Below are 26978 nucleotides of genomic sequence, written 5' to 3'. Positions count from 1 at the left end.
TCTCGACGCTCCGGCGGGCGCAGGCGCTAGAGCAGGTTTGCGGCGAGCTCGGCCAGGGCGCTGCGCTCTCCCTTGGCCATGGTGATGTGCGCGGCGATCTTCTCGCTCTTGAAGCGGTTCACGACGTGGACGAGCCCGTTGTTGGTCGAGTCCACGTACGGGTTGTCGATCTGGAACGGGTCTCCCGTCAGGATGATCTTCGTGTTGTCGCCCACGCGGGTGATGATGGTCTTCACCTCGTGTGGCGTGAGGTTCTGGGCCTCGTCCACGATGATGAACTGGTTGGGGAGGCTGCGGCCGCGGATGTACGTCAGCGGCTCAATCTCCATCAGCCCCAGGTCCAGCAGCTCGTGGTAGCCGCGGCCGGCCTTCTTGTCCGCGCGGCTGAGGTTCATCAGGAACTCCACGTTGTCGAAGATGGGCTGCATCCAGGGGTTGAGCTTCTCCTCGACGCTGCCCGGCAGGTAGCCGATGTCCCGCCCGAGCGGGAAGATGGGCCGGCTCACCAGCAGCTTCTGGTACAGCCCCTCCTCCGTCACCTTCTGCAGGCCCGCGGCGATGGCGAGCAGCGTCTTGCCCGTGCCCGCCTTGCCGACGATGGTGACCAGCTTGATGTCGTCGTTGAGGAGCAGGTCCAGGCAGAAGGTCTGCTCCATGTTGCGAGGGCGCACGCCCCAGGTGCCGTCCTTGATGGAGCGCAGCAGGGGCACCAGCCGGGCCTTCGTTCCATGGAAGCGGCCCATGGCGGTGTGGGACGGGTTCGTCTCGTCCTTGAGGAGCACCAGCTGGTTGGGGGCGAGCGTGTCCGCGTCGGGCAGCTCCACCTCGGCGCCCTGCTTGTACATCTGGTCCACCAGGTCGCGCGGGACGAGCCGCTCGGTGAAGCCGGTGTACAGCTCGGTGATCTCCACCCGCTCGGCGTCGTAGTCCTCGGCGATGAGGCCGAGCGCGTCCGCGCGGATGCGCAGGTTGGTGTCCTTGGTGATGAAGACGGCCTGCGTCTCAGGCTCCTTCTCCATCAGGTCGATGGCCACCGCGAGGATGCGGTTGTCCATCAGGTTGCTGTCCGCCATGGACAGCGGCAGCTCGCGGTCGGTGAAGTTGACGCGGAGCATGCCTCCGTGCGGCAGCGCGACGCCCTCCTTCAGGGAGCCCTCCGCGCGGAACGAGTCCAGGTAGCGCGCCACCAGGCGCGCGTTGCGCCCCAGCTCCGAGAGATCGCGCTTGAACTGGTCGATCTCCTCGATGACGTAGATGGGGATGATGACGTTGTTGTCTTGGAAGCCGTAGATGCTGCGTGGGTCGTGAAGGAGGACGTTGGTGTCGAGGATGAAGTTCTTTCGCATCGTGGGTTGCGCGACCTGAAGGTTCGGGTGCGACCGCTGGGGACCGTGCGACGGCTTCTCTGGGCCCAATATAGACACCGCCCCTGGGGGAAACAGCCGGCTTGTCGCCTGGAAGGCCGGCTGTCCGATACCCCACGCCCGCGCCACTCCCTACCCGGGAACGCGGGCCCTGGCCATGAAACGCACGGGCCCCGAGCCCCCACTCCCGCCGCTACGGGCCTGTAGCACCCAGTGAAGCCTGGGACGTAACGGGAGCAAGCGGGTCATACCCGAGCAGCTCCGCCACCCGCCCGGGCGGCGGCCCGGGCGGCATGCGCTCCCAGGGGAAGCGCTGCTGGAGCGTCTCCTCGTCGAGCGAGAAGCGCGGCGGAGCCCCCGCCTGGAGCGCCGCTTCCCAGGTGCGCGAGCCGAAGTGCTGGATCATCCGCCGGCTCAAGGGGGCCAGCATGGGGGTGGGGATGAAGGGGACGGAGCGGCCCTCGGCGTCCCGCATGCAGCCCAGCTCCACGGCCCAGGCGAGCAGCCACCGGGGGCGCTCCTGCCCCGCCGCCTTGAGGGCGAGGAAGCGCCCCTGGGCGGCGCCGTCCACGAAGAGGAAGCGGCGCTCGTAGACGGCGGCGGCGGCGAAGGTGGCGGGGATGAGGGCCAGGCCCTCGGCGCCCACGCGGCGGGCCATGAGGTGCAGCAGCTCCAGCAGCTGGCCGGACAGGGCGAGGCCGGGGTGCGTCTGTCCGGGCAGCGGGGGGCGGTTCCAGTCGAAGGGGCGGCCCGGGTTCTGGAGCAGGAGCGAGTCCACGTAGAGCAGCGGCGCCTGGGCGAGCGCGTCGGTGAGGCCCACCTCGGCGCCCACCGTCTTGCGCAGGCACAGGTCGGCCACGGGGGCGTAGAAGCAGCGGCTCCAGAGGAGGATGCGGGGGCGGTACGGGTCGTCGACCCGGAGGCGCAGCTCCAGCGGGCCCACGCGCTCCTCCACGCGCTGGAGCAGGCCATAGGCGCGCAGGGCGCGCTCCAGGCCCTGGGGGCTGTAGGTACCGAAGAGGAGGTCCACGCGGGAGGCGTGGGGGTCGTCCAGGGCCAGATCCTCCAGGGAGAGTTCGGTGCCCTCGGAGACCGCCAGGTCCGCCCCGCTCAGCTGTTCATAGATGCGGCGGAAGCGGGAGCTGACGGGCAGGGTCCGGGGCATGGCGGGGTCCTATTCGTAACGGATGTCCACGACGGTGAGCTCGATTTCGCCGCGGGGGCGCCGCACCTCGACGGAGTCACCCACGGCCTTGCGCAGCAGCGCGCGGCCGATGGGGGACTCCACGCTGATGCGGCCTCCGGCGGCGTCGATCTCATCGGACCCGACTATCTGATACGTGGTCCTCTGACCGTCCTCGTCCTCCAGGGTGACGGTGGCTCCGAAGTAGATATGCGCACGGTCGCTCTGTTCAGAAGGAGTGACGATGGTGGCGGTGTCCAGGCGCTTCTGTAGGAAGCGCAGGCGCCGGTCGATTTCGCGCAGGCGCTTCTTGCCGTAGATGTACTCGGCATTCTCCGAGCGGTCGCCCTGGGCGGCGGCGGCTGAGACTTCGGCGGTGACCTTGGGGCGCTCCTCGTTGAGGAGGTGGACCAGCTCGCGGTGCATGCGCTCGGCGCCCGAGCGGGTGAGGTAGCGGCGGAACGGGGCCTTCTCCTCGTCGTCCTCGTCGTCGTGAGCGTCGGGATGTACGTCCTGGGACATATCCTCCTGTATACCGCCGGCCGGTGACGCAGGAGTGGGGACGGCGGGCCGGACGTTCACCGGAAGTCGGCACGGGAGATGTCAGGAAGGCGGGGGTGTGCACGCCAGTGGAAAGCGCTGGGGAGTGCTGGTAGGAAGCGCCTGCCGCCGGGGGGCTCCCGGGGGTGTCGTGGGTGGTGCGAAAAAAGAATAGTGCGAGTCGCTAGCTCAGCTGGTAGAGCACCGGCCTTTTAAGCCGAGGGTCGGGGGTTCGATCCCCCCGCGACTCATGTAGTAGAGAAGACGTGCCGTCCCCGTCGTCTAGAGGCCCAGGACGCTGGCCTTTCAAGCCGGTAACACGGGTTCGAATCCCGTCGGGGACACTGTAAAAACGCGGGGTTGGACGGGTCAAACCGTCCAACCCCGTTCGTTTTTCGTCCGCCCGTCCTGCGTTCGAAGTGCGCTGGCCCCTTCCGCTGAGCAGCGCCTCGGTCGGGCTGTGCTCACGCCGTGGGCGCCATTCACCCGCGCAGGTGGCCTGCGACTCCTGCAGAGGGTCCTCTCTGCGCAACAGGCACCCCGCAGCGCTCTGGGCCGGGAGCGCCCGTGCCTCTGAAAGAGAGTCCTCGAAATGAACCGCTTTCTCCTGCTGGTGCTGTGCGCCCTCCCCCTCATTGGCTGCGGTGGGGATCCGGTGTCCTACTCGGCGCCCGTCGGCATCAACCTCAAGGCCAAGTCCTCGGACACGGCCAGCGGCACCGTCACCTCGCAGAAAGGTATCGAGACCGAGTCGGGCAACCCCTTCAAGGTCTTCGTTGATACGGCACGGCAAAATCTGGCCGGCACGTCACCCTCGCGCGTGGAGTTGACGAGCCTCACCCTCACCCTTGGCGCCCAGAGCACAGGCGTGGCCTCGCTCTCCGAGGTGTTTAGCGGACGGGTCGAGGTGCTCTTCCTCGTGAATGAGTCCAACAACACCTATGCCGCTGGCCACGTCGAGGGGCCGAGCGGAAGCGGCCCTGTGGCGATGGTGGTGGACTTCGACTCCGAAGCGCTTCCGGCTGCCGACTACACCCGTTTCCTGGATGGCAAGTTCAACGTGGTGCTGCGCGGCTCCGCGGCCCCCACGTTCATGAGCAAGGGAGCTGAGGTCGATTTCCAGACGACCTTCTCCTTCACCGCCTTCGAGTAGCTCGCGCCGTACACCACCAGCGCCCGGCCAGGCAGCTCCGCGCCTCGGAAGTCCCTCGGTGGCGTGAGTCTCTTCTGGCTGGCCGCCAGGTGGTTCCCATCCAGCACCCGCACCCATTCTTTCGGGGCCGGTAGAAATCGTCGAGGCGCGCCCGTCATTGTCACAGCGGGACATGAGGTTCCGCCAAGGGAGCCGAGAACATGCGCTTCATGATGCTGATCCATCACGACGAACCCGCCCTCGCCGCGGCCCCGCAGAAGGAACTCTGGGCCGAATACGCCGCCTTCAACGAGGCGCTGGCCAAGGCCGCGGGCTCTTCCCCGGGCGAGCGGCTGCAGCCGAGCTCGGCGGCGACCACCGTGCGCCAGCACGACGGCAAGACCGAGGTGCTCGACGGTCCCTATGCCGATACGAAGGAGCAGTTCGCCGGCTACTTCTTCGTCGAAGCCCCGAGCCTCGACGAGGCGATTGCCTGGGCCAAGCGCTGCCCCTCGAGCAAATACGGCTCGATCGAGATCCGTCCCATCATGGATTCCCATGCGGGCGGGAGGCGCTGATGGTGACGGGCGAGGCCAGCCGTGCCCCCGACAGCGACAGGGGTCTCAACGAGAAGCAAACCCTGGGGCTGACCGCGAGGTCGATCGGGTACTGGGCGACGACGGGGCTCGTCGTGTTCGCGATGGCCAGCGGAGGTATCGCTGAGCTCGCGCAACGACCGGAGACGATCGACGGCATGAACCAGCTCGGTTACCCCGTGTACTTCGTGATGCTCATCGGCGTCTGGAAGCTGCTCGGCTCGCTGGCGCTACTGGCCCCTGGATTCCCGCGAGTCAAGGAGTGGGCCTATGCCGGCATCTTCTTCAATATGACAGGCGCAGCAGTGTCCCACTGGGTCAGTCGCAGTGCCACGTGGCACGTCGCGGTGACTCTGGGCTTCGCCGCTCTTGCCGTCGCCTCGTGGGCGCTTCGACCGGCAAGCCGGACTCTCGGGCGCTGGCCGCTCATGGTCCCCCAGACAGGCCAGAAGGGCTGATGGTGACGAACGAGGCCGGCCGTGTTGCCGAGCACGTGGCGCGCGAAAGCTACGGCCGCCTCGTCGCTTTCCTCAGCGCCCGCACCCGCGACGTGGCGGGCGCCGAGGACGCGCTCGGCGAAGCCTTCGCGTCAGCCCTGCGCGTGTGGCCGATGGACGGCGTACCGGACAATCCGGACGCGTGGCTGCTGACTGCGGCGCGGCGGCGGCATACAGACACTGTTCGCCGAAGGCAGACCCGCGAGGCCGGGGAGGAGCATCTGCAGTTGGTGGGCGACGAGCTCGAAGCGGTGGCAGTCGAGCGGGACGTCATCCCGGACCGCCGACTCGCCCTGATGTTCGCCTGCGCCCATCCGGCAATCGAGCGCGTCGTGCGCACTCCGCTGATCCTCCAGACCATCCTCGGCCTGAGCGCCGAGGATATCGCCGCTGCCTTCATGATTCCGCCCAAGACCATGGGGCAGCGGCTGGTCCGGGCCAAGACCCGCATTCGCAACGCAGGCATTCCCTTTCGCGTGCCCGACCCGGAAGAGCTGCCCGAACGCCTCGACGCCGTTCTCGAGGCGATCTATGCCGCCTACTCCAAGGGCTGGAACGAGATGGGCGACGACGCCCTCCCCGAACTCGCCGACGAAGCCATCTGGCTGGGCCGGCTGGTTGTCTCCTTGCTCCCCGATGAACCCGAAGCCAAGGGCATGTTGGCGCTGATGTTCTACACCGCCGCCCGCCGCGCGGCCCGGCGCGACGCAGCCGGCGCCTATGTCCCGCTCGAACAACAGGACACAGGTCTCTGGAATACCTCACTGCTCGCGCTCGCCGAAGACCTCCTGCATGAGGCGAACGCAGCGGGGCCGAGCGGCCGCTACCAGCTCGAGGCGGCGATTCAGTCCGCGCATGTCGCCCGCCGCCTGGCCGGCATCTCCAACTGGCCGGTGGTGGTGGCGCTCTACGACCATCTGCTCGCACTCACTGGCTCGCCGGTCGTCATCCTCAACCGAGCCGTCGCGCGCGCCGAGGTGGACGGTCCGCGCGCCGCACTTGCCGATTTGACGCCGCTCGAGGCTGACAAACGCATGCTCTCCTATCAGCCCTATTGGGCCGCAAAGGGTCACCTGCTCTTCCGCGCTGGCGACACTGCCCCGGCCGTCGAGGCACTGACCGTCGCCATCGGCCTTACAACCGACGAGGCCCTGAAGGGATACCTTCTGAGACAGTTGGCATCGCGACAAGCGACCTGAGTCTTTCCAAGCATGAGATAGGCGTCGATTGTCGGGCGGACGGTCGTCGGCACTGGATGGGACACGCGGCGTGACTCCTGAGCCATCCCCTCATCTGGGCCCGGTTGCCCGCCAGCGCGCTCTGTTGATGGCCAACTTGCGTACCAGCATGGCCTCTCGTCTTCCACCGCACCATCTTGCCTTACACGAAGCTGTCAGGTAAGCGGCTGGCGATCAGCTCGCTCAAATGCAGGGATCGCTCAGGAGCTGACCCGCACCACGGCACGGAGGAGTCAAGGTGCTGCGCGACCGCCGATCTCCGGGAAACGCTCATAGGCCCATAGGAGCGCAGCCAGGTGGTCGGGTTTGTCCAAATCGAGCGGCGCGTCCGTGAGCTGCACGATCCACCCACCCGATGTCGTGCGCCGCGCCCGCAATAGCAACTCGGAGTCGCGGTCCGGGTCCGGGAATCCGATTGCATTCGCGGCAGCGGCAGACCAGTAGTTCAGCCACCCGAGGTAATAGGGAATCTCGGGCAAGCGGATGTGCTCGAAGAGTTTGAGGGCTGGCAGGCCCCGGGGAGGGGACGGCGGCCCTTCCATCGTGGGAGCTATCTGCTCCGCGATGTCCCCCGAAGCTGCGTCCGGCGTAGCGTGCCCCCAGAACGCGCGTGCGCCCTCTGCCACTGCTTCAAGCACATCCGCCGCTGCCGCGACAACCGCCGCATCTAGCGGCAACTTCGCATGGACTTGGAGTTGTGGCCGACCGCCTGGGCTCACATACGCGGATCGGTGGCGCCCGGAAATCATCACGGGGTAACGCTCATCGTTGTTACATACCATCGGGAACTCGCCGCGCGTGGCCTTCTCAGTCAACCACGCATCGCGCTGTGGCAACGCGGCAAGCCGTCGCCCCTCGGTGACTCTCCACTCCAGGCGCAAGCCGGGGAGCGCCTTTTCCATCGCCTGGACGGCAGCGAGTGTGCGGTTGTCGCCACCCACAAGCGCAGGCGCATAGACGTTGAGAATGAGGGGACTTCGAGTGGTCATCGTTTGCATCCCGTTACGACGATCTTGAAGGTGGGATCCTGCTTGAGCAGCGCGAGTCTATGCGCGTCGGTGCTCACGCCGACAACGAAGTCATATCCACAAGCCAGCGCAGCGTCGCGCTCCTTATCCAACTGCTTGAGTTCCTTCTCAATCTCCCGCTCTTGGATAAAGCCATTATATGTGTCAAACCGATGGGTCTTGATCTCCCACAGCACGCGCACGCCGACTTGCAGCGCATCGAAGCGTTCACCGCCCACGAGTACGTCCATTCCGGGATAACGGTTAGGCGGAAACTTGTCGGCGCACTCGTCATGTGGGGCATCCTCGCCCGCGTGCGGCACCGGGGCAGGCCTGCACTCAGGACGGCGCTCGCGCTCCAGTGGCTCAGTTGGAACCGGAGGGAGCCAGTCCTGACCTGATGGCTCCGGCTTGGGCTTTCGATTCGCGGAGGGTTCCAGCGGGGCAGGCTTCGTTCGGGACGCGGGCTCTACCTCTTCGGTACTGCTCCCTCTCAACTCATACGCATCCAGCGCTTCCTTGATCGCGACTCCCACCACCACCACGCCAACAACAATCACCGCGCCCACGACGATCTCGGGAGCAGCCAAGACACAGAGGCCGATTCCCAGGGCAGCCGCGCCCGCCGAGGCAACGGCACACCTTCCCGTCCGGTCGTTGACCCGGACCCGGTCATGGTCGAGGGCTGCAAAGCACCGCTCCGCTACCACGGGCCAAGGCTGGGACGCCTCACGGACAGCGCACTGCCCCCCGTCAGTCCACGGCAGCGTCGCCGCTCGCTGGAGGTTGGCGATCCTCGAGTTCCGGGACGCGCTCTCTCTTGGGCTCGGTGCCGACGTGGCGCAAGCCGAGAGGAAGAGCAGGAGTGCTGCGCAGGCGCGGAGTCGCATGGCTACGTCCTTTCAGCCGAGCCAGCGAACTGAGGGTCAAGGCTGTCCAGTTCTGGAGTATGCCAGCACCCGCTAACGGCGAGGGTGACTGGAATGTGCGGGAGTGAGGCGGCTCGGGCGCGATGGGGCACGTGCCACGTCGCGCGGGTCCGCCTCCCGCGCGTCTTACGACGCGTACGCGAAGGCCGTCGTCCCCTTCCTGAAGAAGGTCGGAGGTCAACAACTCCTCGCTGAGCCGACTCCAGACCTCGCGTCTCCACCTCCAGCCGCTCAGGGCACGAACACCGCCTGGCACCGCTGCCGGCACTGCGTCCAGCCCCGGCTGGCGTTCACGAAGGGGCAATCCAGGGTCGCCTGCACCGGGCCGCCGGCACCGCCAGGAGAGGCCAGCGAGCAGCGCTCCCCCGCGGGCGTGGCCCAGTGGCTGAACCGGCGCGCTGGGTCGGGCGTCACCGTCACCGTCACCCGCGTGCCGGTGTCCCCGCGACACACCGCGCTGCCGCACGAGGTGGCCACACTGCCGCCCCCGGTGGCGCTGACCTCCAGCACGCCGGGCAGGCAGGGCTCCACGCGGTCCGACGTCCCGCTCTCCGGGTGGGTGGGGTCGGTGAGGGTGTGGGGGCCGTCATCCACCGGCCAGCCATCCGCGGTCCAGTGGAGGCGCCGCACGTGGGGCGCCTGGGTGCCCGCACAGAATGTGTCGCCCGCCAGCTGCCGCTCGACGTAGCGGTGGAGGACCAGCAGGTGACGGCCCTCGTGCTCCACCACGGACGGGCCGCCCGGCCCCACCAGGTTGCCGCGGCTTTCGAGGAGCACGGTGCCGCCGCCGTTGACCAGCTTGACGCCATTGCGGTCCACGAAGGGCCCCGTGGGCGAGGTGGAGCGTCCCACCACGAGCCGGTACGCGGGGAGGTCGGCGAGCCGCGTCGGGGTCGACGGGGTGTAGGGCGGGTACACGCGCGTCCAGCCCAGGGGGTACTCCTTGGGGCGGGGGCCGCAGCAGTAGTCCCAGTTCGCAAGCAGGTAGTAGTAGCGCCCGCGCTGGAAGAGGTGGCCGCCCTCCAGCGCGTGGTAGCGCTCGTTGTTCCGTCCGGCCAGGCGGGTGCGCGTCGCGGCGGTATCGGGCCTGCCGGAGCCCAGGCCGAGCGGGAGCTGGTAGATGCCGCCGAAGAAGCCGCCGAACGACAGCCTCGCGCGCGGGGCCCCGGTGGCCGTGGTGAACAGCAGCACGTCCGGGCCATCCGCCGCGTAGGGCGTCGTCGACGTGCTCCGGAAGACCTCGCCGTGGTCCGTCCACGGGAGGCTGCCGTCGAGCACGGCGTTGGACGCGTGCCCCACGAACACCCGCCGCGAGGCGGGCACGGTGACGGCGTAGTACACGTGGAAGCGCCCCCCGAAGTAGGAGATGTCCGGCGACCAGACCTGGTCCGGCTTGAGCAGGGAGTTGGAGAACCGCGCGAGCGCCCAGGCCGGGACGGCGTTGTGGTCATTGCACTGCGCATCCCACTGCGCGGGGAAGACGCGGCCCACGAACTGCCAGTTCACCAGGTCCACGGAGCGGCGGATGGGAATGCCCTGCCCCGTGGACACCACGTAGAACACGTCCTGGCTCCCCTCGCGGACCTTGATGACGGAGGGGTCATGCAGGAACAGCTCCCCATTCGAGACGCATGGAGTCTGCGCCCGCGCCAGCTCTGGCGCGAGCGCGACCAGCACCACGACAAGCCATGCCCCTCGCATCCGGGCCTCCCGAAGCGGTAAAGCGTTGATGCCCCGGAATACGAAGCCAGGGCTCAACTGGATTCACGGACCGGCGGGGCCTCGGTGAACGCAGCCAGGTTCTCCAGCGTCGAGCGCAAGCCCGCGTCGTGGTCTTCCTTCCGGATTCCCTCGGGCACGTTCTCACAGGTGATGGTGACCTCGGTGCCACCCGGCACCGCCGCCAGCTTCCAGGTCATCGTCATCACGCCCGCGAACGCAGGGTCCTCGGACTCGAACTCGAACTGCTGGACGACGCGCTCGTCGGGGACCAGCTCCAGGAACCGGCCCTCGACGAGGTCGGAGTGCTCCGAGCTCTTGCCGGGCGCCTCGTGGTTCGCCTCGTCGTAGGTGAGGGCCATCCGATAGGCCCCGCCCGGACGTGGCTCGAACGCGTGCAGGTGGCCCTTCATGCCTTCGGGTGGCAGCCACGAGACCACGGCCTCCGGGTCCACGAAGGCCCGATAGATGACCGCCGGCACGGCCTTGATGACCCTCGAAGCAGCGTCCGTCCTCTTCGCCATTGTCAGCCTCCTCGCTGCCGCCAGCTCCGCCAGGATGCGCACCCCGATCTCCGGACGCACGCTCGTGTCGGAGCTGCCGGCAGTCACCGCCGATTTAACTCGGTTTAATTCAACCGGAACCGGGGCAACCGCGACACTCCGACAGTCAGTCGTCGTTCGAGAGGTCGCCCCGCCATGGTCAAGTTCCCCCGGCTCGTCTCCCTGCCACCAGCCGCCCCGGCCCCTACGCCCGTCCAGGCCGCCCCGGTGCAGCCGCGACCGGCCCCCGCGCCCAGGCCCCTCCAGTTCACCGCACCCTCCCAGTTCACGCCCTCCCCCACTCCGGCGGGCACCACCCTCCACACCGAGCGGCTGGGCGACGGCAGCGCCAACTGCCTCGAAAAGGCCGTGGGCCTCGCCCGCCCCGGTGACTCCATCGTCCTCATGAGCGACACCCGGGACGGCGTCGGCCACGCCCTGGTGCGCAGGCCCGACGGCTCCGTCATCGACCCCAACCACCCCCAGGTCCGCTACGAGACCCTGGGCCAGTGGCAGGCCCTGCATCCGCGGTACTCCCAGCCCGTCACCGTCCCCGCCTCCCAGGTCCAGCAGGTCCTCTCCACGCCTCCTGGCCCGCAGCGCGAGGCCCTCATCCGCCAGCTCGGCCTGTCCGGCGTCGCCAACCGCCAGGTCGCGGACGACGAGCCTCGTTGGGTCGCTCCGACGTCGACCGATGGAGTCAACTTCCGCAACGCGCCGTCCACCCAGGGCTCGCAGATCCTCAGCACCGAGAGCCAGGGCACCCGGCTGCAGGTGCTCGGCGAGAACGACGATGGCACCTGGCTGAATGTGCAGCTGGAGGATGGCACCCAGGGCTGGGTCTTCGCGGAGCTGGTGGGAGAGACCACACCTCCGCCGCCGCCTCCCGCGCCGCCCCCTCCCCCACGCTTCCCGGACTGGCTGGCGCAGGGCACCTGTCCACCCCACATCCCCGAGCCCCTCTGGAACGGCCTGCCCCAGAACATCCAGCAGCAGGTCATCCAGACCGAGCGCGAGAAGGCCGTGAGCCAGGCCTGGCCGATGCCGGAGTTCGACCTCCAGGGCCCACCTCCCCCCAACGTCGACCTGCTGACCTGGAGCCACCTGCCCGACGACGGCAGGCAGGCCCTCTACCGCGAGCACTGGCAGACCGCCGTGCGCGAGCAGACCGACCTGCTCTTCAACGGCGTCCCTCCTGGCGGCCTCGTCGTCGAGAGTCCGTTCATCGGCGTGGACAGCACGCTGGGCCGCGGGCAGGTAGGCCCGTGGTACGAGAACGCCCTGCAGCACGGCGCCGCCGCGCAGTACATCAACCTGGAGAAGCTGCTCGGCCCGGGCTTCCCCCAGATTCACTACAACCTGTGCGGCCCGCTGGCCGTGGGAGCCTCGCTCGGCATGACGCCCGAGGAGGCGCTCACCGCCTTCAAGGACTCCATCGGCGACGTGAGCGAGAACATCCTCGAGACCGGCAGCGTGACCCACGACACGCACCTGGAGAAGTTCTACGAGGCCCAGGGCTGGCAGGCGGACATCGTGAAGCTCACGATGACGCCGCCCTGGGAGATGGCGCGCCTGCTCGCCGAGGGCAAGCAGCTCACCACGCTGGTGAACATCGATACCAAGGGCGCCGACGGCAAGCTGCGCGACTACGACGACAGCACGAAGCAGGTCGCCCACTGGGTCAACGTGCGCGCGGTGGAGCAGGACGCCAGCGGCGACTGGATGGTGCGCGTCTACAACCCGTACGAGAACCGGGAGGAGGTCTACTCCTGGGACGACTTCGAGACGGCGTGGAACAAGTCCGGAGGCGTCACCAACGGCGAGGCCTGGACGAACAATCCCTACGTCATGGTCATCGCCACGCCTCCCACGACGGCCACGGAATAGCGACATCCGCCTTGGGCGGGTGACTCCGGACCCGAACCCGGTGTCGCTGGCGCTCGGGCTCGCGTTCCTCACCTCGCAGGGCCCCATTGACCTGATGCGCGGGACCGGGCTAGCCGTCCGGTCCCTCTTCCGCTCGAAAGGAGCGCATCTTGGTCCGTCAATTCCTTCCCTCCCTCCTTCCGCTGCTGCTGGTGGCCTCCACGGCCGCGGCGCAGACCACCCCCACCTCCATCACCTTCGATGGCTACTGGAACGAGACGCCGTCGGTGGAGCTGATTCCCGCGGGCGGTCAGGTGGTCGTCAACTACGACATCAGCCGCCTGCCGCAGTGCCGGGGCACCACCTCCACGGGCAACCCGTCCTGGACCATCACCGGCCACGTGCAGATGAACCGCGGCCCGGTGTCGAGCTTCTGGGTGGCTGGCCACGCGCCGGACGGCAACCCCTCCCAGCGCACCCTGCATCTCCCCGCGGGCGAGAGCGGCGCCCTGGTGATGTGGTTCGACATCTCGGGTCTGGGCTGCCAGGGCTGGGACTCCAACCACGGAAGCAACTACCACTTCGCCGTCGGCGCCCCGACTCTCTCCTTCAACGCGAACTGGGACGAGATGGTGGCGGGCACGCTGCGCGCCGGCCAGCAGTTCATCGTCAACTACGACATCAGCCGCCTGCCCGAGTGCCGCGCGACGTACAACGGCCCGGCCTGGGTGATTGTCGCGCAGTACCGCTTCGACAACGGCCCCGTCCAGGAGACGGTCGTCACCGGCTCCGGCAGGTCCGTGCCGACGGCCATCACCGCTCCGGCCGGCGCCCGCCACCTGGAGATGTGGTTCCGCAACACGGACCGCAGCTCCTGCATGCGCTACGACAACAACTACGGCTCCAACTACCACTTCACCGTGCAGTGAGCCGCACCAGCTGAGTCGCGAAGGCCCCGAGGCACGGGCGCACCTCCCGTGCCCCGGGGCGCTTCCTCCGCGAGCGAGCCGTTGGAATACATCGCGAGCATCCTTCTCAGAGGCCCTGTGCTTTCAGTGCCTCGATTTCGAACTCGCCATCGTCCACCAGCCGCTCCCAGCCTTCGAACTTGCCGAGGCCGAGCGTACGGGCCATGGACAGCAGCAGGCTCTGGCCGGCCACGGTGCGTTCGGGCTGGAGCTGGTAGATGGGGTCCTTGAAGGCCGCCTGCGGGGTGGCGATGGCCCAGCCCATCTGCTTGAACTGGGCAATCACCTCGCCGAGCCACATCGCATTGATGAGATTGTGGTGCAGCAGGATGACCTGCGGGATGTCCCTGCCCTGCAGCTTGTGTGCGAGCTCGCGGTAGGCGATGGCACGCTGACGCACGTGCGCGAGATACGCGGACTTGATGGGTGTGACGTCGGCCTTGGGGTTCTTCTTCAGGACCTCGACCAGCTTGTCGTTCAGGCCCCAGTCACTGGTGTCCAGTGAGACGTAGGCGTTGCGGTAGCCCTGCTCCTTCAGGAAGGTGCGCATGCCGTCGCGCTTCTCCGGCGTGTCGCCTTCACGCAGGTACGTGAAGCGGAACCACTTCGTATAGCCGGGCAACGTGGCGATGAGGCGATCGCAGTCAAGGAGCTCCTGCTGGTACTGGGCCAGCGTGCTCTTGTGCAGGTCGGGATGCGACATCGTGTGGTTGCCGATGACGTGGCCAGCCTCGCCCCATGCACGTGCCAGTGCCAGGCCCTCGGGCTGGTTCGCGCCCCTGTTGACGGTGACCATCAGCGCGGCCTTCGCCTTGTGCCTGGCCAGGGCGGCCAGCAGGGCCTGATTGCGCTGCACGGCGGTCATCCGCGGGGTCTCTTCCAGGGAAGGGCCGTCGTCGAAGGTGAAGGCGACGGACTGCGCGAAGGCCGGAAAGGCGGCGAGCAGGAGGAAGGCGGTGGCGACGACGTGGCGGAAGGTCATTAGTTGTCGGAACAGGAGCTGGAGGTGTCTCGAGGATCCTGGCGCGGAAGCACTCCGCGGTCCAGCACACCGGGCCATGGATGCGCCGAGTCCGCCGTTGCGTTCAAGCGCGCTGTCCGACAGCTCCCTATCCTCGGACGCATGAACCAACCTCTCCAGACGCTTGTCACTCACGCCGCGTGGGCCAACCGACAGCTCTTCGCCGCCCTTCGCGACGTCAACTCCTTCGAGTCGCAGAAAGGCGCGGACTTCATCGTGCGGCTCCTCGACCACGTGCACGTCGTCAGCAGCATCTTTCAGGCCCACCTCCAGGGTGTCTCGCACGGGTACAAGGCGACACAGAGCGCGGTCCTCCCCACGCTCGCGGAGCTCGACCGCGACTCCGAGGCCATCGACCGCTGGTACGTGGAGACCGCGGCGTCGCTCCCACCGGAGGAACTCTCACGACCTCGCGAGGTGCGCTTCACCGACGGGAAGGTCGTGACGATGAACGCCGCAGCGATGATCCTCCACGTGGTCACCCACACGACCCATCATCGCGGAAACGTGGACGCCATCATGTACCAGGCCGGGATGCCGCGCCGGAGGGACGGCCTCCCCGAGTTCCTCGTCAGTCGAGCGTCCGCCAACTGACCGAGCTCAGCCCCTGCGTGGGCGTCATGCCGAACTGCTCCCGGAAGACGCGGGTCAGGTGGGCGCTGTCCGCGAACCCGGCGGCGGCGGCGGCGGCACTCAGGCTCGCGCCCTCCTCCACCGCGGTGATGGCACGGCGCAAGCGCTTCCATCGCAGATACGCGCGCATCGGGAGCCCGATGTCGCGAGCAAAGGCATGACGCATCTGCCGCGGCGAGAGCCCGGCCTCATGCGACAGGCTCGCGAGGTTGATGTCCTCGGCGCCATCGAGGTACGCGCACATCCGGCGTGCCGCCGGGTGTCGCGGCTCCGGGGGCTGACACAGGTCGACGGCGGAGAGGATCGAGGCCATGAGAGCACGTGCCATCTCCAGCGTAGGCTCGCGAGGGACGCTCACGTCGAGCGTGTCGCGACTCCACGTCTCGCACCGGGGCTCGGCGTCACGAGAGAGCGCTCGGCTCGCCAGGTCGTCTCCGTCGAGGAACAGCAGGGCGGCATGGGCACACGCGCCGTGTCCGTGGGGCATGCGCGGGGGAATGACGGCCGCGCCGGTGCGAATGCGTCCGTTGGCACTGTCTTCGAGGTCCAGCCCCTGTGGCGCGATGACGATCTGAGCCGCGTGGTGCGCGTGGCGCGCCGAGGCAACGAGGGGGCCCACGTAGAGCGCCCGCGTCCCCGAAATGAACAGCGTACCGTCCAATCGTGCAGGCGTGCTCAACGGCTCCTGGCTCTCTCGGGTGACGTCGACATTCGCGAGCCCATCCGCTTCCCACCCTATCGCGAGCCAATCACAACCCAATGGAGCTCAGTCAGGGAGCGTCCTTCACCGCGTGCGTTCGCCAGCCCGCAGCGCGTGGACGCGGACGTAGTCGAACTCGGCGGTGAAGTCGCCGCCCCCGCCCATCGCCGCGAGGGCGATTCGTGGGTGGGACAATGCGTGTGTCCAGGTGCCGCCGCGAACCCAGTCCTTCCCGTTCTGGCTCGTGTACGCGGTGTACGCAGCGGTGTCGCCACCCGCGGCGCGGCGAGCCTCGCCCTCGAGGCGCTCGACCGCGATGCGCAGGTATGTCCAATCCCTGGAAGGAGGGCCGACGACCGTGTTGCCATAGCGCCCCCAGCCGGCCGGCACCGGCGCCAGCTCCTTCGAGAACTCCGTCTGCCGGGTCTCCCACATGGAGGTGTTCATCAGCTTGATGTAGTTGTCATCGTCGCCGTAGAGCACCAGCCCGGCCTGCGCGTGGTTGAAACAGCAGCCTTCGTCCGGCACGTCGAGGCGCACCCGGGTTTCGATGAGGTAGTCCCCCTTGGGCGCCGGGCGTGTCAGCAGGGACGCGGTGTTCGTGTCGAGGAAGAGGTCGGCCTTCTGCACCTGAAGGCGGAGCAGCCCATCGGCAACGGCGTACGTGGACGCGTCGGGCGGCCGCACCCACGACCAGGAGGCGCTCAGCGCCTTCCCGTCGAACAGCTCCGACGCCGCTGCGATGGGCGCACCGGGAAGGTGCGACTGCGCCGGCTTCGGACGGGACCGGGACTTGTATCCCTCTCGAGCCGCGGGCGCGGGCATCTTTCCGTCCGAAGCCCACGCGCCGCCGCGCACGGTGGGCCACCCGTCGACCCAGTCCAGGGGATCCAACAGCGCGGGCCGCTTGGTGAAGCCTGCCGCACCTTCGAAGAACGGATCGGCACGATCGACCGCGTGGTAGACAGTCCACCACTGCCCCGCCGCGTCCTGGAACACCGTGTTGTGCCCGGGCCCCACCCACCGGTTGCCGTTCATGCTGATGACGGGGGTTCCACCCACCTGCGTGTCCAGCAGCGAGTGGCCCTCGCGGTCCACGAACGGACCGAGCGGGTGGGTGGACCGCCCGGCGAAGACGCTGTAGCCGGTCAGCGCGCCGTTGCAGCAGTTCGTCGCCGACACGAACAGGTAGTAGTGGCCGTCGCGGGAGACGACGTTCGCACCTTCGTAGCGGTTGCTGATGGTAATCCGTTTCTCCTCGGCGCCAGCGGCCGCCCCCTCCGCGGTCAGCGTGACGGTCCTGGCGAAGAGGCCCCCGCTGTAGCTGCCGTAGTACAGGACGCTCTCTGTCCCGACGGAGTCACCCAGGACGTCCGGATCGTACGTCCAGAGGAATGCGCAGGGGTCCTGGCTGGAGGTGTCCCTGCGGGGGCCGACCACCATCTGCTCGGAGAACTTCCACGGCCCCGTGGGCTTGTCGCTGGTCGCGACACCGATGGCGCTGTCGGTCTTGCACGTCGTCGCGGTCGTGTCGGTGACGGCGAAGAACAGGTAGTACTTCTTGTGCGCCGAGGAGTAGATGACTTCCGGCGCCCACAGCCCCGCGTCGCTGGCGGCGTAGCCAGGCACTGACTGGAAGGCGTCGCCGACGTACTCCCAGTTGATGGCGTCGAGAGAACGCAGCTGGGGAATCTTGCGGAACACCAGCTTCCCCTCGGCGTTGCGGTCCGCGTCGTTCAGCGGATCCGTCGTGCAGTACATGTACCAGTACGCATCGCCCTGCTCCTGCCCGCGCAGCACCATGGGGTCGGCACAGCTTTCGATGACCCCACCCGCCGGAATCCGCGGCTTCAACGGGTTGGTGTAGGTGCCGGGGTTCTTCGGACTGGCGGCCAGCGCCAGCGGAGCGGCGGTCAAGGCCAGCAGCAACAGCGCCAGGCAACGAGCGTCCATGCGAGCTCTCTTACGCTGCCGGCAGACGCTTCTCCAGGAGGAAAGGCGCTGAGGTGAGGGGCCGAGACGGGCGCCCCCGAGCGTCCACTCCCGGTCACGCGAGCGTGCCGCCGCCTGCTCGAAGGCAGCGGCCAATCCCCCGGCGCGACACCAGAGCCCTCCCATGCGGGCGAGCCCAAGGTGGGACGCCTGTAGCAACAAAGACATACATCCGGGTGAAACACACCCATCCCGAGTCGCGCCTGCCCCGCACGGACTGCGGAGCAGAGACACACCCAGCGCTCCTTATTTTTCGGGCTCATCGGCTGCTAGTCTTTACACTCCTGCGACATTTATGTGGCAGGAGCACAATCCCACCCAGGACAGCCCCCTCTCCCATGAACAGACATCTCGCTTCCGTCCTGGCCGCAACGGCTCTCGCCGCTGTCGCCTATGGTGTCCCCGCTTCGGCCCAGTCGCGCACGCCCTGGCAGATGCATCAGGGCCTGGAGGTGACGGAGAGCAATCCGCTGGGGCTGGTGCCGTTCTCCTGCACGCCGACCCGCAATGGAGACCCGTGCGAGTACGAGGTGTCGACCATCCCTCCCGTGGGAGAGCCGACCTGGGGCCCTGCTCCGGATGGGGAGATCATCGACTTCACCCTCTATCCGTCGAACGTGTGCAGCGCGCCGGTCACCTGCATGGCCTACGGCGACTTCACCTACTTCCAGTCGTTCGTGCGGATTCCGGCCGACTTCGTCGTGACGGAGTTCAACATCGTCTTCAATGGCATGGACGACGGCTCGCAGGTGACCATCTTCAATTCCAGCTACCCGAACGGGCTCGTCATCCCTGGCAGCTACGTGTTCCACAACGAGTGGGGCACCGCGAACCTGGGGGCCTACGTGCGGGCGGGCGAGGTGAACCGGGTGGTCGTCACCCAGGTGGATGACTGCTGCATCCACAACAACATGCGCGAAGCGTGGGTGCGGCTCAATGGCCAGCCCGTGGAGCTGGTGTTGGGCTCTCCGCCGGAGCTGACCATGTGCAACATGCCCCGCTACACCAACCAGCCCCTGCAGAAGATCTGCTCCTGGACGCGCGCGACCGAGGCGGGCGTGGCAATGGCCAACGTGAGCCTCACCATCGACGATGGCGCGCCCATCACGCTGACGCCGGATGCGAACGCGGGCCACGCGGCCGTCTGGATGAACCTGGCCGAGGGCACCCACACCATCCGCGTGACGGCCACGGATGAGCACGGCCGCGCCACCATGAACGAGAAGACGGTGACGGTGGACCTCACGCCGCCGGTCCTCACGGTCCTGTCCCCCTCCAGTGACGAGGTGTGCGCCAGCCCCGTGGTGGACATCACCACCCACGTGCAGGACACGACGCCCACGCGGGTCGTCACACAGTGGGTGCAGAGCTCCAGCGTGGCGAGCGGTACCGGCGCGGTCACCCACACCGTGGACCTGGTGAACAGGGGCTGGAATGCAGTGCTCATCTCCGCCACGGACGCGGCCGGCAACACGTCCGAGCTGGACCACCTGGTGCACGTGGCCGAGTAGGCCGCGCCTCTCCAGCAGACCCACGCGTGCCCTGCCCCGGCTGCCTTCCGGGGCGGGGCGCGGCAAGGGGCCCCCTCCCCGCTCCCTCCGTCCAACCCTGTCGACCATTCCTAGAATCAAGGGAGGGCCCTGTCCGGGGCGTCTCGCAAGGGGGAGCACGGATGATGACAGCCGAGGCCAGCACCGAAGAGCATGGCCTCTCCGACTGGGCACGGCAGTTCGAGGTCATCGTCTGGACCGCCGACGCGGTGACGCTTCGGCTCATGCACGTGAGTCCGAATGCCGCCGGGATTCTCGGCTACCCCCTGGAGCAGTGGTGGAGCGAGGCCGACTTCCTCGTCAGGCACCTCCACCCCGAGGACCGCGACGACGCACTGTCGCTCTTCCTGGCGGGCCCCCGCCGCCGGACCGAGCGCAGCGGCGTGCTCCGGTTCCTGGATGCGGACGGGCAGGCGCTCCCCTTTCTCACGAAGGTGCTCACGCTCGAGCACGGTGAGGGCCATGCGCCCGAGCTGCGGTGCTTGATGGTGCGCCTGGAGCGGAACATCCGCGCCAGCCAGGCTTCCGAGCGGGAGCGGGAAACGCTCCTCCGAAAGGAGCACGAAGCCCGGGAGCGCGCGGAGGCGCTGGCCCGGCAGCTCGCGGCCGGCGAGTCGCGCTTCCGCAGCATCTTCGAATCCCACCTCATCGGGCTCGTGCTCAGCGACAACGACGGGCGCATCCTCCATGCCAATGACGCCTTCCTGCGCATGGTGGGCTACAGCCGCGAGGACCTGGAAGCGGGCCGCATCAACTTCATGGACCTGACCCCACCCGAGTTCCACGCGGTGACCCGGCAGGCGGTGGAGGAAATCGAAGCCCGCGGCGTGGCGAGCACCTTCGAGAAGGAATACGTGCGCAAGGACGGCCGTCGCGTGCCCGTCATGCTGGGCAGCGTCCGCCTGCCCGCCCCGCACCAGAACGCCACCTTCGTGCTGGACCTGACCGAGCGCAAGGAGGCCGAAGCGGAACGCGAGCGCTTCTTCCGCCTGGCGCCGGACATGTTCTGCATCGCGGGCCTGGACGGCTTCTTCAAGCGGATGAACCCGGCCTTCACGCGCATCCTGGGCTGGGGCGAGGACGAGCTCCGCGCCCGGCCCTTCCTGGACTTCATCCACCCGGAGGACCGCGGCAGGGGGGAGGAGACGCTGGCCGCCCTCAAGCGGGGAATCCCCGGCCCGGGCCTCACCGTCCGCGTCTCGTGCAGCGATGGCGGGTGGAAGTGGCTCCACTGGACCGCCGTGCCCGTGCCGGAGACGGGCCTCATCTACGCCTCCGCGCGAGACGTCACCCAGCAGCGCAAGGCCGAGGAACAGCTCGTGCTGGCGGAGCAGCGGCTGCGGACCGTCATCAACAGCGGGCCGCTTGTCCTCGCCGTCGTCGACGCCGAGGGCCGCTTCGTCGTGTCCGAGGGCAAGGGGCTGCGGAACCTGGGCCTGTCTCCGGGCCAGGTGGTGGGACGGTCCGCCCTCGAGATGTACGCGGACGAGCCCCACGTGCTGGAGTTCCTCCGCCGGGGACTGGCGGGAGAGACCTTCTCCTCCATCGTCTGCATCGCCGGTCTCACCTTCGAGGTGTTCTACCAGCCCGTCCTGGACGAGGCCGGCCGCGTCACCAGCCTCAGCGTCGCGTCGTTGAACGTGACGGAGCGCGTCCGGGTGGAGGCCGAGCGGGAGGAGCTCATCCGCCAGCTGATGCACGAGCGGAGCATCCTCCAGGCCGTGCTGCAGCAACTGCCCCACTCCGTCTACATCGCGGAGGCGCCCAGCGGAAAGCTCTTCCTCGCCAACGCGCAGGCGGAGGCGCAGATTCGCGGCCCTGCCCAACCCGCCAGGAACACGGAAGAGTACCGCGCCTATCCGGGCTTCCATGACGACGGGCGGCCGTACGAGCCCCACGAGTGGCCCCTCCCCCGTGCCATGGCCTCCGGAGTGCCGGTCCTGGCCGAGGCCGTCCACGTCATCCGGGGCGACGGCAGCCGGGGCATCATCGAGTACAGCGCGACGCCCGTGCGCGACGCGCAGGGCCACATCACCCACGGCGTGGTGGTGGGCGTGGACGTCACCGCGCGCAGGGAGGCGGAGCAGGAGCGGGAGCGACTGCTCGAGGAGCTGAAGCTGGCGGTCAGCGCCCGCGACGAGTTCCTCGGCATCGCCAGCCATGAGCTCAAGACGCCGCTGACGCCCCTGGCCCTCAAGCTCGAGGCGCTCGCGCGCGCGGCAGGGGCCGAGCCGGAGTCCCCCATGGCCCGGCGTGTCGCGCCCCACGTGGAGGTCCTGCGTCGGCAGGTGAAGCGGCTCGCCGACCTGGTGAACGACCTGCTGGATGTGTCGAACATCCGCGCGGGACGGCTGGCCCTCACGCTCAACCCCCAGCAGTGCGACCTCGCGGCGCTGGTGCGAGACGTGGCCGGACGCTTCGACACCGAGGTGAAGCGCGCGGGGTGCGAGGTCCGCGTCCACGCTCCCGCACCGGTGCAGGGCACCTGGGACGCTTCGCGGCTGGAGCAGGTGGTGACGAACCTGCTGGCGAACGCCGTCAAGTACGGCCCCGGCCATCCCGTGACGCTGAGCGTGGAGGCGGTGGACGGGCGCGCGAGGCTGACGGTCCGTGATGCGGGCATCGGCATCGCGCCGGAGAACCTCCAGCGCATCTGGGGCAGGTTCGAGCGCGCGGTGTCCGAGCGCCACTACGGGGGCCTGGGCCTGGGCCTCTACATCTCGCGGCAGATTGTCGAGGCCCTGGGCGGCACGGTGAAGGCCGAGAGCACGCTCGGCCAGGGCGCCACGTTCATCGTCGAGCTTCCACTGCGGGACGGCGTGTCCCGCAGTGCCTGACTCGACGCGAACACCCTCCTACGGATTGAACAGCTTCGACGCGTCGACGTAGGCGTTGTACTCGGCGAGCTTCCCACCCTCGAAGCGGGAGAGGGTCGCCCACGGCACGGTGAGCTTGCTGCCGTCCTTGCGCACGTACGTCACGAACCCGTTGGCGAAGGCGCGGTCCCCCAGCGTCCAGCAGCTCTCGAACTGGTGGCTGATGCCGCCAATCGCCCCGAAGAACCCGCGGATGAAGTCCTCGATGCGGCCGCGACCGGAGACGGGCTCATTGTTTCCGAAGCGGAAGACGCCTCCCTCGGTGAAGAACGCCGCGAAGCCGCGCGCGTCGAGCGCATCCACATGCGCGAACATCTCGTCGAAGAATCTCTTGTGGTCCATGTCCGTGTCCTTCCGAATGCCAGCAAACGCGTTCCTCAGTGCGTCCAGAGGGCCGTGAAGCGGTGGGAGCCATTGACGGAGACGCCCGTCACCAGCCGGGTGAGATAGCCGGCGCCCGTCCAGGTGTTGAACTCCGTCTGGTACTGCGCCGAGGTGCGGTCATGGCGCGCGACATAGCCCCCGTAGGGCATCGAGTCCCACACCGCCGAGTAGTAGACGACGCCGCCGTGCATGTACGTGTTCACGTACTGCAGGTAGCGGCCTGCCTCCCGCTGCGCGTCGAACGTGTCCTGGTACTGGGAGGCGGGGATGGCCGCCGAGGCGACCCAGCCGCCCACGCTGGCCTTGTCATACAGCGCGGTGACGTAGCGCTGCCCGCCCACCGACACCACCGAGGCATTCACCAGCCGGTAGCTCTGCGAGTACGTGTCGAACAGGGCCTGGTGCTCTGCCGCGGTCTTGCCATGGTAGGCCACCCAGAGCGGGCCCGGCCTCTTCGTGAAGAGGGCCGAGTACCGGACGGTGCCGCCCGACACGTAGCTGTCCACCTGCATCAGCCGGTAGCCCGCCTCATCCATCGCGTCGAGCTCGCTCTGGTACTGCGTGCCGGTCAGCACATGGCGGGCCGCCCAGGCGTAGCCGTCCCCGGGACGGAACACGGCGTTGTAGTAGGTGCTGCTGCCGTCCTCGTAGCCATCCACCCAGACCGGCCGGTAGCCGGCCGCGGTGATGTCATCGAACACCGTCTGGTAGCTGGCGGAGGGAATCCCGTGCCGGGCCACCTCGGCGAGGCCGGGCTGGACGGTGCTCACGTTGAACGTGCGCGTGGCGCGCAGGCTGCTGTTGATGCGCACGCGCAGCGTCCAGGTGCCCGGCGTGGTGCCCGCCACCTTGTTCCAGGAGGGGTACAGGTGCCGGTAGCGCGCCGCGCCCGGGACGGTCCACGTCCAGGCATCCACGGCGCCGTTCGGCGCGGTGAGGGACATGTCCACCACGTCCCCGCCCCGCCCGCTCATCGACAGGCCGATGCCCAGCGGCTCGCCCGGCGCGTACAGGCCGGGGTTGGGCACCGGGTCCTTGATCTGCGCGCTGCTGGTGAAGGTGCCCTTGCGCAGCATGACGTCCATCACGTCCGAGGGCGCGTGGTAGGCGGGCGGCGACGTCCACATGCCCAGCGCGAAGGACTCCACCGCCGTGTTCGAGCAGTCCTGGAGCTCGAAGTGCAGGTGCGGCTGGGTGGAGCAGCCCGCGCTGCCCGCCACTCCGAGCACCTGGCCCGCCACCACGGTATCCCCCACGTTGACGACCACCGAGTTGCGCTTCAGGTGGCCGTAGAGCGTGTCGTAGCCGTTGGCGTGCTCGATGCGCACCACGTTCCAGCTGCCCGTGCAGCTGGTGTTGCGGTCGAACTGGCTCTCTTCGACGAAGGTGACGGTGCCAGCGGCCGCCGCGCGCACCAGGGCGGAGCCCGAGTCCATCTCCCGGAAAGAGGAGATGTCGATGTCGATGCCACGGTGTCCGTCGTAGGTGCGCGCCAGGTTGCCGGTGAAGCCCAGGTAGTCCTCCAGCAGGCTGCTGGCCGGGTCCAGGTCCACGTAGTTGTTCACCATCCACGCCCGGCCGTTGGCCCCGCTCATGGGCCACCACGTCAGGTCCAGGTCATTGGCGTTACAGGACGGCACCGCCAGGGCGCTCGTGCGCCCCTCGGGAGTGCTCGCGGCCAGGTGCGCGTCGTACTCGTGGGGGTCTTCGGAGTGGGGGGCGGACCAGTCCGCGTTCGCCGGCTCCAGGGCCTGACGGGGAGCATCCTCGTCACCGTGCCGCTCCGCCTGCGCCGCGGGGGGCTCGGCGGGCTCGGACGGAGCGTCCACGGGCGCACCGCAGCCGCTCGTCACGAGCGTCAGGCTTGCGCCCAGCAGGGTGCACTTCAACGCCGCGCCCAGCGCGGCCCTCATCGGGGAATGAAAGGTTCTGTTCGACATCGCGAGCTCCAGAATTGAGGCGAGATGCCGGATGAACGAAGCCCGCGTGGGATATTCCTCGCGCCCACCCTTTCCATGAACGAAGGCGCCCCGGCCGGTTTCAGGCAGGGGCGCCTCGAGGTGCTTCAGGGCCGTGCTTCAAGGCCCGTGCTTCAGGGCCTGGGCCCCTGCGCTACTTGCAGAGGTGGCCGTTGTTGTACTCGTCCAGGCTCTCCGCGAGCGTGTCCGCGGCGTCCGCGTTGATGACGGCCTTGTACGAGCCCATGCCCGTGAAGCCGATGCCGTCCAGCAGCGACTGGCCGCTGTTGGCCGCGGCGACGGCCTCGTCGCAGCGCACCGCGCCGGCCTGGAAGTTCAGGCGCGCGCCGAGCAGCTGCGCGGCGAGGCGGTAGGCGGCGTCCGTGGCGCGCTTCGCGCCGTTGAGGTCGGACTTGCCGAGGAGGTCCACCGCGTCCTGGCAGTTGTTGACGAGCAGGTCGCCGATGCGGATGCCGCTGGCGGCCGCGAGGGCCTGGTCGAGCAGCGCGTCCTGCTTGCCGCCGCTGCAGGAGGACCAGTTCTTCCAGTAGCCGATGGTGTGCGCGGGGGCCGAGGGAGGCGGAGGCGGCGGAGGCGGCGGCTCGGTGTACTCGGTGTTGTTGACCTCGATCAGGTGCACCCACGGGTACTGCACCACCACGTCCTTGCAGACGGTGCGCGTGTTGGGATTGGAGTTGCCCACGCTGTTGGGGATGAAGCCCCCCTCGAGGCTGAGCGAGGAGCGCCAGCCCGCGGGGATGTTCACCTCACAGACCTGGTAGGTGTCGAAGGGCAGCGCCGGGATGTGGATGAGGCCCATGTTGCTCGAGTCGGCGATGAGGCCGCCGACGATGACGGTGCCCTCGCCACCCGGGAAGTCCGCCTTGGCGCCCTTGCGGACTTCGAACGTGAAGGCGAGGTCGCCGAGGAACTTGAAGTCCTGGCCGTTGACCCGCTTGAAGATCTTGATGTCGCCCGTCTGGATGGGCGTGGTGTCGTCGGTGGCGTTCGCGTCCAGCCCCACCAGCCCCAGCGCCGCGGCCATCGCCGCAATCCACTTCCCGTTGCCTTGCATGTTCGTCGTCTCCTCACGTGTGCGCCCACGGTCAGGTGGGCGGCAGACGGGTCTGGAGCGCTGTTGAAGTCGACGCCCCCCCGACACCTGCCTACGGCCGTTTTCTTTGCCACACACACACGACCAATTGCAACCTAAGCACCTATTTACACTTTCAACGAACTTCCTCGTTACGCAGAGGACGGAGTTCCGCGGGGTTGGCTGGCGTAGGTCGACGTGTGAAACGAACTCACCCGGCAGGTGGCCTTCAGCGGAGCTGGGCGCAGCAGCGGCTCCCTCCCGGGTGAGCGCCGAGATAGGGTGGCGGCGCAATGAGCCTCGTCACCCAGGGCCGCGAGCCGCGGCGGCAGATGGTGCTCCGGCCCCAGCCCGGGTCGAAGCAGGTCGTCATCGCCACCTTCTCCTCCGGCGTCACCGTGGAGACAGCAGGACGCTCCGAGCCCGCGCCCCCCGTGCCGGGCTCGCGGATGACCTTCATCATCCACGCCCAGTCCGTCACCCCCGAGGGCGACGTCCGCTACGACTTCACCCTCGACGCGGTGGACCTGCTCGTGGAGCGCGGCACCCTCCAGCAGAGCGTGGACGCGGTCCGCGCCAGCATGGCCTTCCTGCCCGGCCTCACCGGCAAGGGCACGGCGGGACGGCGCGGCAACACGCTCGACCTCGCCCTGCCCTCCGGCCTGGAGCCCGCGCGCCGCAAGGAGCTGACGGATCTGATCCGCGCGCTCCAGTTCGTGGGCAACCCGTTCCCCGCCGAGCCCATTGGCCTCGGCGCCCGCTGGGAGCAGCCCCTCTACGGGTCCGGCCCCATGGCGGCCAGTGGCACCGCCAGCTTCGAGCTGGTCTCCATCCAGGCGGAGCGGCTCACCACCCGGTTCCTCATCCAGCAGACCTCGCGAGAGCAGCCCGTGCCGCCGGAGTATCAGACCCGCAAGGACGGTGGAGAGCGGATGCTGCTGCGCTCCCAGAGCAAGGGCGAGACGGTCTTCCGGTTGGACAGGCTGTGGCCGGCCCGCAGCGAGCTGGAGCTGCGCATCCAGGCTGACCTGTCCGCCGAGAAGGAAACCCCGCCCCGGCGGATGCGCCTCATCACCGAGGTCCGCATGCTGCTGGAGGAGCAGTCAGCCTGAGCCAGGCAGCCCCGGGTCCTACGCAACTCAGGCCCGGAGTTTTTCGATAATCTCTTCCGAGAGACGTGTGGGCCGCAC

The 26978-nt window shown here is 68.4% G+C and carries 23 protein-coding genes and 2 tRNA genes; 12 read left to right on the top strand and 13 right to left on the bottom strand.

What is annotated here, in order from left to right; all coding sequences use genetic code 11:
* Nucleotides 1–26 precede the first annotated feature (26 nt).
* The 3 genes from LXT23_RS38820 to greB all read right to left on the bottom strand — a co-directional run bounded on the left by LXT23_RS38820 (nucleotide 27) and on the right by greB (nucleotide 3069).
* Complete coding sequence (locus LXT23_RS38820; RefSeq protein ID WP_253985491.1) at nucleotides 27–1346, bottom strand: PhoH family protein; 1320 nt, start codon at nucleotides 1344–1346, stop codon at nucleotides 27–29.
* A gap of 211 nt (nucleotides 1347–1557) precedes the next feature.
* Complete coding sequence (locus tag LXT23_RS38815) at nucleotides 1558–2529, bottom strand: deacetylase (RefSeq protein WP_253985490.1); 972 nt, start codon at nucleotides 2527–2529, stop codon at nucleotides 1558–1560.
* A 9-nt stretch (nucleotides 2530–2538) separates the two neighbouring features.
* Nucleotides 2539–3069, bottom strand: a complete 531-nt coding sequence (gene greB / locus LXT23_RS38810) for a transcription elongation factor GreB (protein WP_253985489.1) — start codon at nucleotides 3067–3069, stop codon at nucleotides 2539–2541.
* 196 nt (nucleotides 3070–3265) lie between these two features.
* On the opposite strand from greB, the gene LXT23_RS38805 reads away from it, so the two are divergent.
* From LXT23_RS38805 to LXT23_RS38780, 6 genes are all read left to right on the top strand, one after another.
* A tRNA-Lys gene (locus LXT23_RS38805) sits at nucleotides 3266–3338 on the top strand.
* 20 nt (nucleotides 3339–3358) lie between these two features.
* Nucleotides 3359–3431: transfer RNA gene (locus LXT23_RS38800), tRNA-Glu, on the top strand.
* Nucleotides 3432–3679: 248 nt separating this feature from the next.
* Nucleotides 3680–4240, top strand: coding sequence for a hypothetical protein (locus tag LXT23_RS38795; RefSeq protein ID WP_253985488.1), 561 nt, complete (start codon nucleotides 3680–3682; stop codon nucleotides 4238–4240).
* Nucleotides 4241–4440: 200 nt separating this feature from the next.
* Nucleotides 4441–4797: a YciI family protein gene (locus tag LXT23_RS38790; RefSeq protein ID WP_253985487.1), complete on the top strand. Its 357-nt coding sequence runs from the start codon at nucleotides 4441–4443 to the stop codon at nucleotides 4795–4797.
* On the top strand, nucleotides 4797–5273 hold the full coding sequence (locus LXT23_RS38785) for a DoxX family protein (RefSeq protein ID WP_253985486.1): 477 nt from the start codon (nucleotides 4797–4799) through the stop codon (nucleotides 5271–5273). The genes LXT23_RS38790 and LXT23_RS38785 overlap by 1 nt, the downstream gene beginning before the upstream one ends.
* Complete coding sequence (locus LXT23_RS38780) at nucleotides 5273–6511, top strand: RNA polymerase sigma factor (protein WP_253985485.1); 1239 nt, start codon at nucleotides 5273–5275, stop codon at nucleotides 6509–6511. The genes LXT23_RS38785 and LXT23_RS38780 overlap by 1 nt, the downstream gene beginning before the upstream one ends.
* Before the next feature lie 272 nt (nucleotides 6512–6783).
* Here LXT23_RS38780 and LXT23_RS38775 read toward each other — a convergent pair whose 3' ends face one another.
* The 4 genes from LXT23_RS38775 to LXT23_RS38760 all read right to left on the bottom strand — a co-directional run bounded on the left by LXT23_RS38775 (nucleotide 6784) and on the right by LXT23_RS38760 (nucleotide 10729).
* Complete coding sequence (locus tag LXT23_RS38775) at nucleotides 6784–7539, bottom strand: DUF5953 family protein (RefSeq protein ID WP_253985618.1); 756 nt, start codon at nucleotides 7537–7539, stop codon at nucleotides 6784–6786.
* Nucleotides 7536–8147, bottom strand: coding sequence for a DUF6310 domain-containing protein (locus LXT23_RS38770; protein ID WP_323379130.1), 612 nt, complete (start codon nucleotides 8145–8147; stop codon nucleotides 7536–7538). The genes LXT23_RS38775 and LXT23_RS38770 overlap by 4 nt, the downstream gene beginning before the upstream one ends.
* Nucleotides 8148–8717: 570 nt before the next feature.
* Entirely contained in the window at nucleotides 8718–10187 is a 1470-nt protein-coding gene (locus LXT23_RS38765; protein WP_253985483.1) for an arabinan endo-1,5-alpha-L-arabinosidase, read from the bottom strand.
* Nucleotides 10188–10240: 53 nt separating this feature from the next.
* Nucleotides 10241–10729 (bottom strand): SRPBCC family protein, encoded by a 489-nt coding sequence (locus tag LXT23_RS38760; RefSeq protein ID WP_253985482.1) that lies wholly within the window; start codon nucleotides 10727–10729, stop codon nucleotides 10241–10243.
* Nucleotides 10730–10903: 174 nt separating this feature from the next.
* Between LXT23_RS38760 and LXT23_RS38755 the strand changes: the two genes are divergently transcribed.
* The gene (locus tag LXT23_RS38755) at nucleotides 10904–12634 is read left to right on the top strand and encodes an SH3 domain-containing protein (protein WP_253985481.1); all 1731 of its coding nucleotides are present in this window, start codon (nucleotides 10904–10906) and stop codon (nucleotides 12632–12634) included.
* Nucleotides 12635–12783: 149 nt separating this feature from the next.
* Entirely contained in the window at nucleotides 12784–13542 is a 759-nt protein-coding gene (locus tag LXT23_RS38750; RefSeq protein WP_253985480.1) for a DUF6209 family protein, read from the top strand.
* A 106-nt stretch (nucleotides 13543–13648) separates the two neighbouring features.
* Here the strand turns inward: LXT23_RS38750 and LXT23_RS38745 are convergent, their stop codons facing one another.
* Entirely contained in the window at nucleotides 13649–14563 is a 915-nt protein-coding gene (locus LXT23_RS38745; RefSeq protein WP_253985479.1) for a polysaccharide deacetylase family protein, read from the bottom strand.
* 141 nt (nucleotides 14564–14704) lie between these two features.
* On the opposite strand from LXT23_RS38745, the gene LXT23_RS38740 reads away from it, so the two are divergent.
* Complete coding sequence (locus LXT23_RS38740) at nucleotides 14705–15196, top strand: DinB family protein (protein ID WP_253985478.1); 492 nt, start codon at nucleotides 14705–14707, stop codon at nucleotides 15194–15196.
* Here LXT23_RS38740 and LXT23_RS38735 read toward each other — a convergent pair.
* Entirely contained in the window at nucleotides 15174–15548 is a 375-nt protein-coding gene (locus LXT23_RS38735; RefSeq protein WP_253985477.1) for a helix-turn-helix domain-containing protein, read from the bottom strand. The genes LXT23_RS38740 and LXT23_RS38735 overlap by 23 nt on opposite strands.
* Before the next feature lie 471 nt (nucleotides 15549–16019).
* Nucleotides 16020–17888 (bottom strand): family 43 glycosylhydrolase, encoded by a 1869-nt coding sequence (locus LXT23_RS38730; RefSeq protein ID WP_253985476.1) that lies wholly within the window; start codon nucleotides 17886–17888, stop codon nucleotides 16020–16022.
* A 377-nt stretch (nucleotides 17889–18265) separates the two neighbouring features.
* Between LXT23_RS38730 and LXT23_RS38725 the strand changes: the two genes are divergently transcribed.
* Together LXT23_RS38725 and LXT23_RS38720 are read left to right on the top strand one after the other, a co-directional pair.
* Nucleotides 18266–19438, top strand: coding sequence for a hypothetical protein (locus tag LXT23_RS38725; protein ID WP_253985475.1), 1173 nt, complete (start codon nucleotides 18266–18268; stop codon nucleotides 19436–19438).
* A 161-nt stretch (nucleotides 19439–19599) separates the two neighbouring features.
* Nucleotides 19600–22314: a PAS domain-containing sensor histidine kinase gene (locus LXT23_RS38720; RefSeq protein WP_253985474.1), complete on the top strand. Its 2715-nt coding sequence runs from the start codon at nucleotides 19600–19602 to the stop codon at nucleotides 22312–22314.
* Between the two features lie 18 nt (nucleotides 22315–22332).
* On the opposite strand, the gene LXT23_RS38715 is transcribed toward LXT23_RS38720, so the two are convergent.
* From LXT23_RS38715 to LXT23_RS38705, 3 genes are all read right to left on the bottom strand, one after another.
* Nucleotides 22333–22695: a nuclear transport factor 2 family protein gene (locus tag LXT23_RS38715; protein WP_253985473.1), complete on the bottom strand. Its 363-nt coding sequence runs from the start codon at nucleotides 22693–22695 to the stop codon at nucleotides 22333–22335.
* A 35-nt stretch (nucleotides 22696–22730) separates the two neighbouring features.
* Entirely contained in the window at nucleotides 22731–24677 is a 1947-nt protein-coding gene (locus tag LXT23_RS38710; protein WP_253985472.1) for a peptidoglycan DD-metalloendopeptidase family protein, read from the bottom strand.
* 172 nt (nucleotides 24678–24849) lie between these two features.
* The gene (locus tag LXT23_RS38705; RefSeq protein WP_253985471.1) at nucleotides 24850–25770 is read right to left on the bottom strand and encodes a hypothetical protein; all 921 of its coding nucleotides are present in this window, start codon (nucleotides 25768–25770) and stop codon (nucleotides 24850–24852) included.
* Between the two features lie 311 nt (nucleotides 25771–26081).
* Here LXT23_RS38705 and LXT23_RS38700 point away from each other — a divergent pair, with 311 nt between their 5' ends.
* Nucleotides 26082–26900, top strand: a complete 819-nt coding sequence (locus LXT23_RS38700; protein WP_253985470.1) for a hypothetical protein — start codon at nucleotides 26082–26084, stop codon at nucleotides 26898–26900.
* Nucleotides 26901–26978 lie beyond the last annotated feature (78 nt).

Source organism: Pyxidicoccus xibeiensis, assembly GCF_024198175.1.
In the GTDB taxonomy this organism is placed as follows: Bacteria; Myxococcota; Myxococcia; order Myxococcales; family Myxococcaceae; genus Myxococcus; species Myxococcus xibeiensis.
The sequence above is the reverse complement of the archived record's forward strand: the minus strand, read 5'-3'. Positions and strand labels throughout refer to the sequence as shown.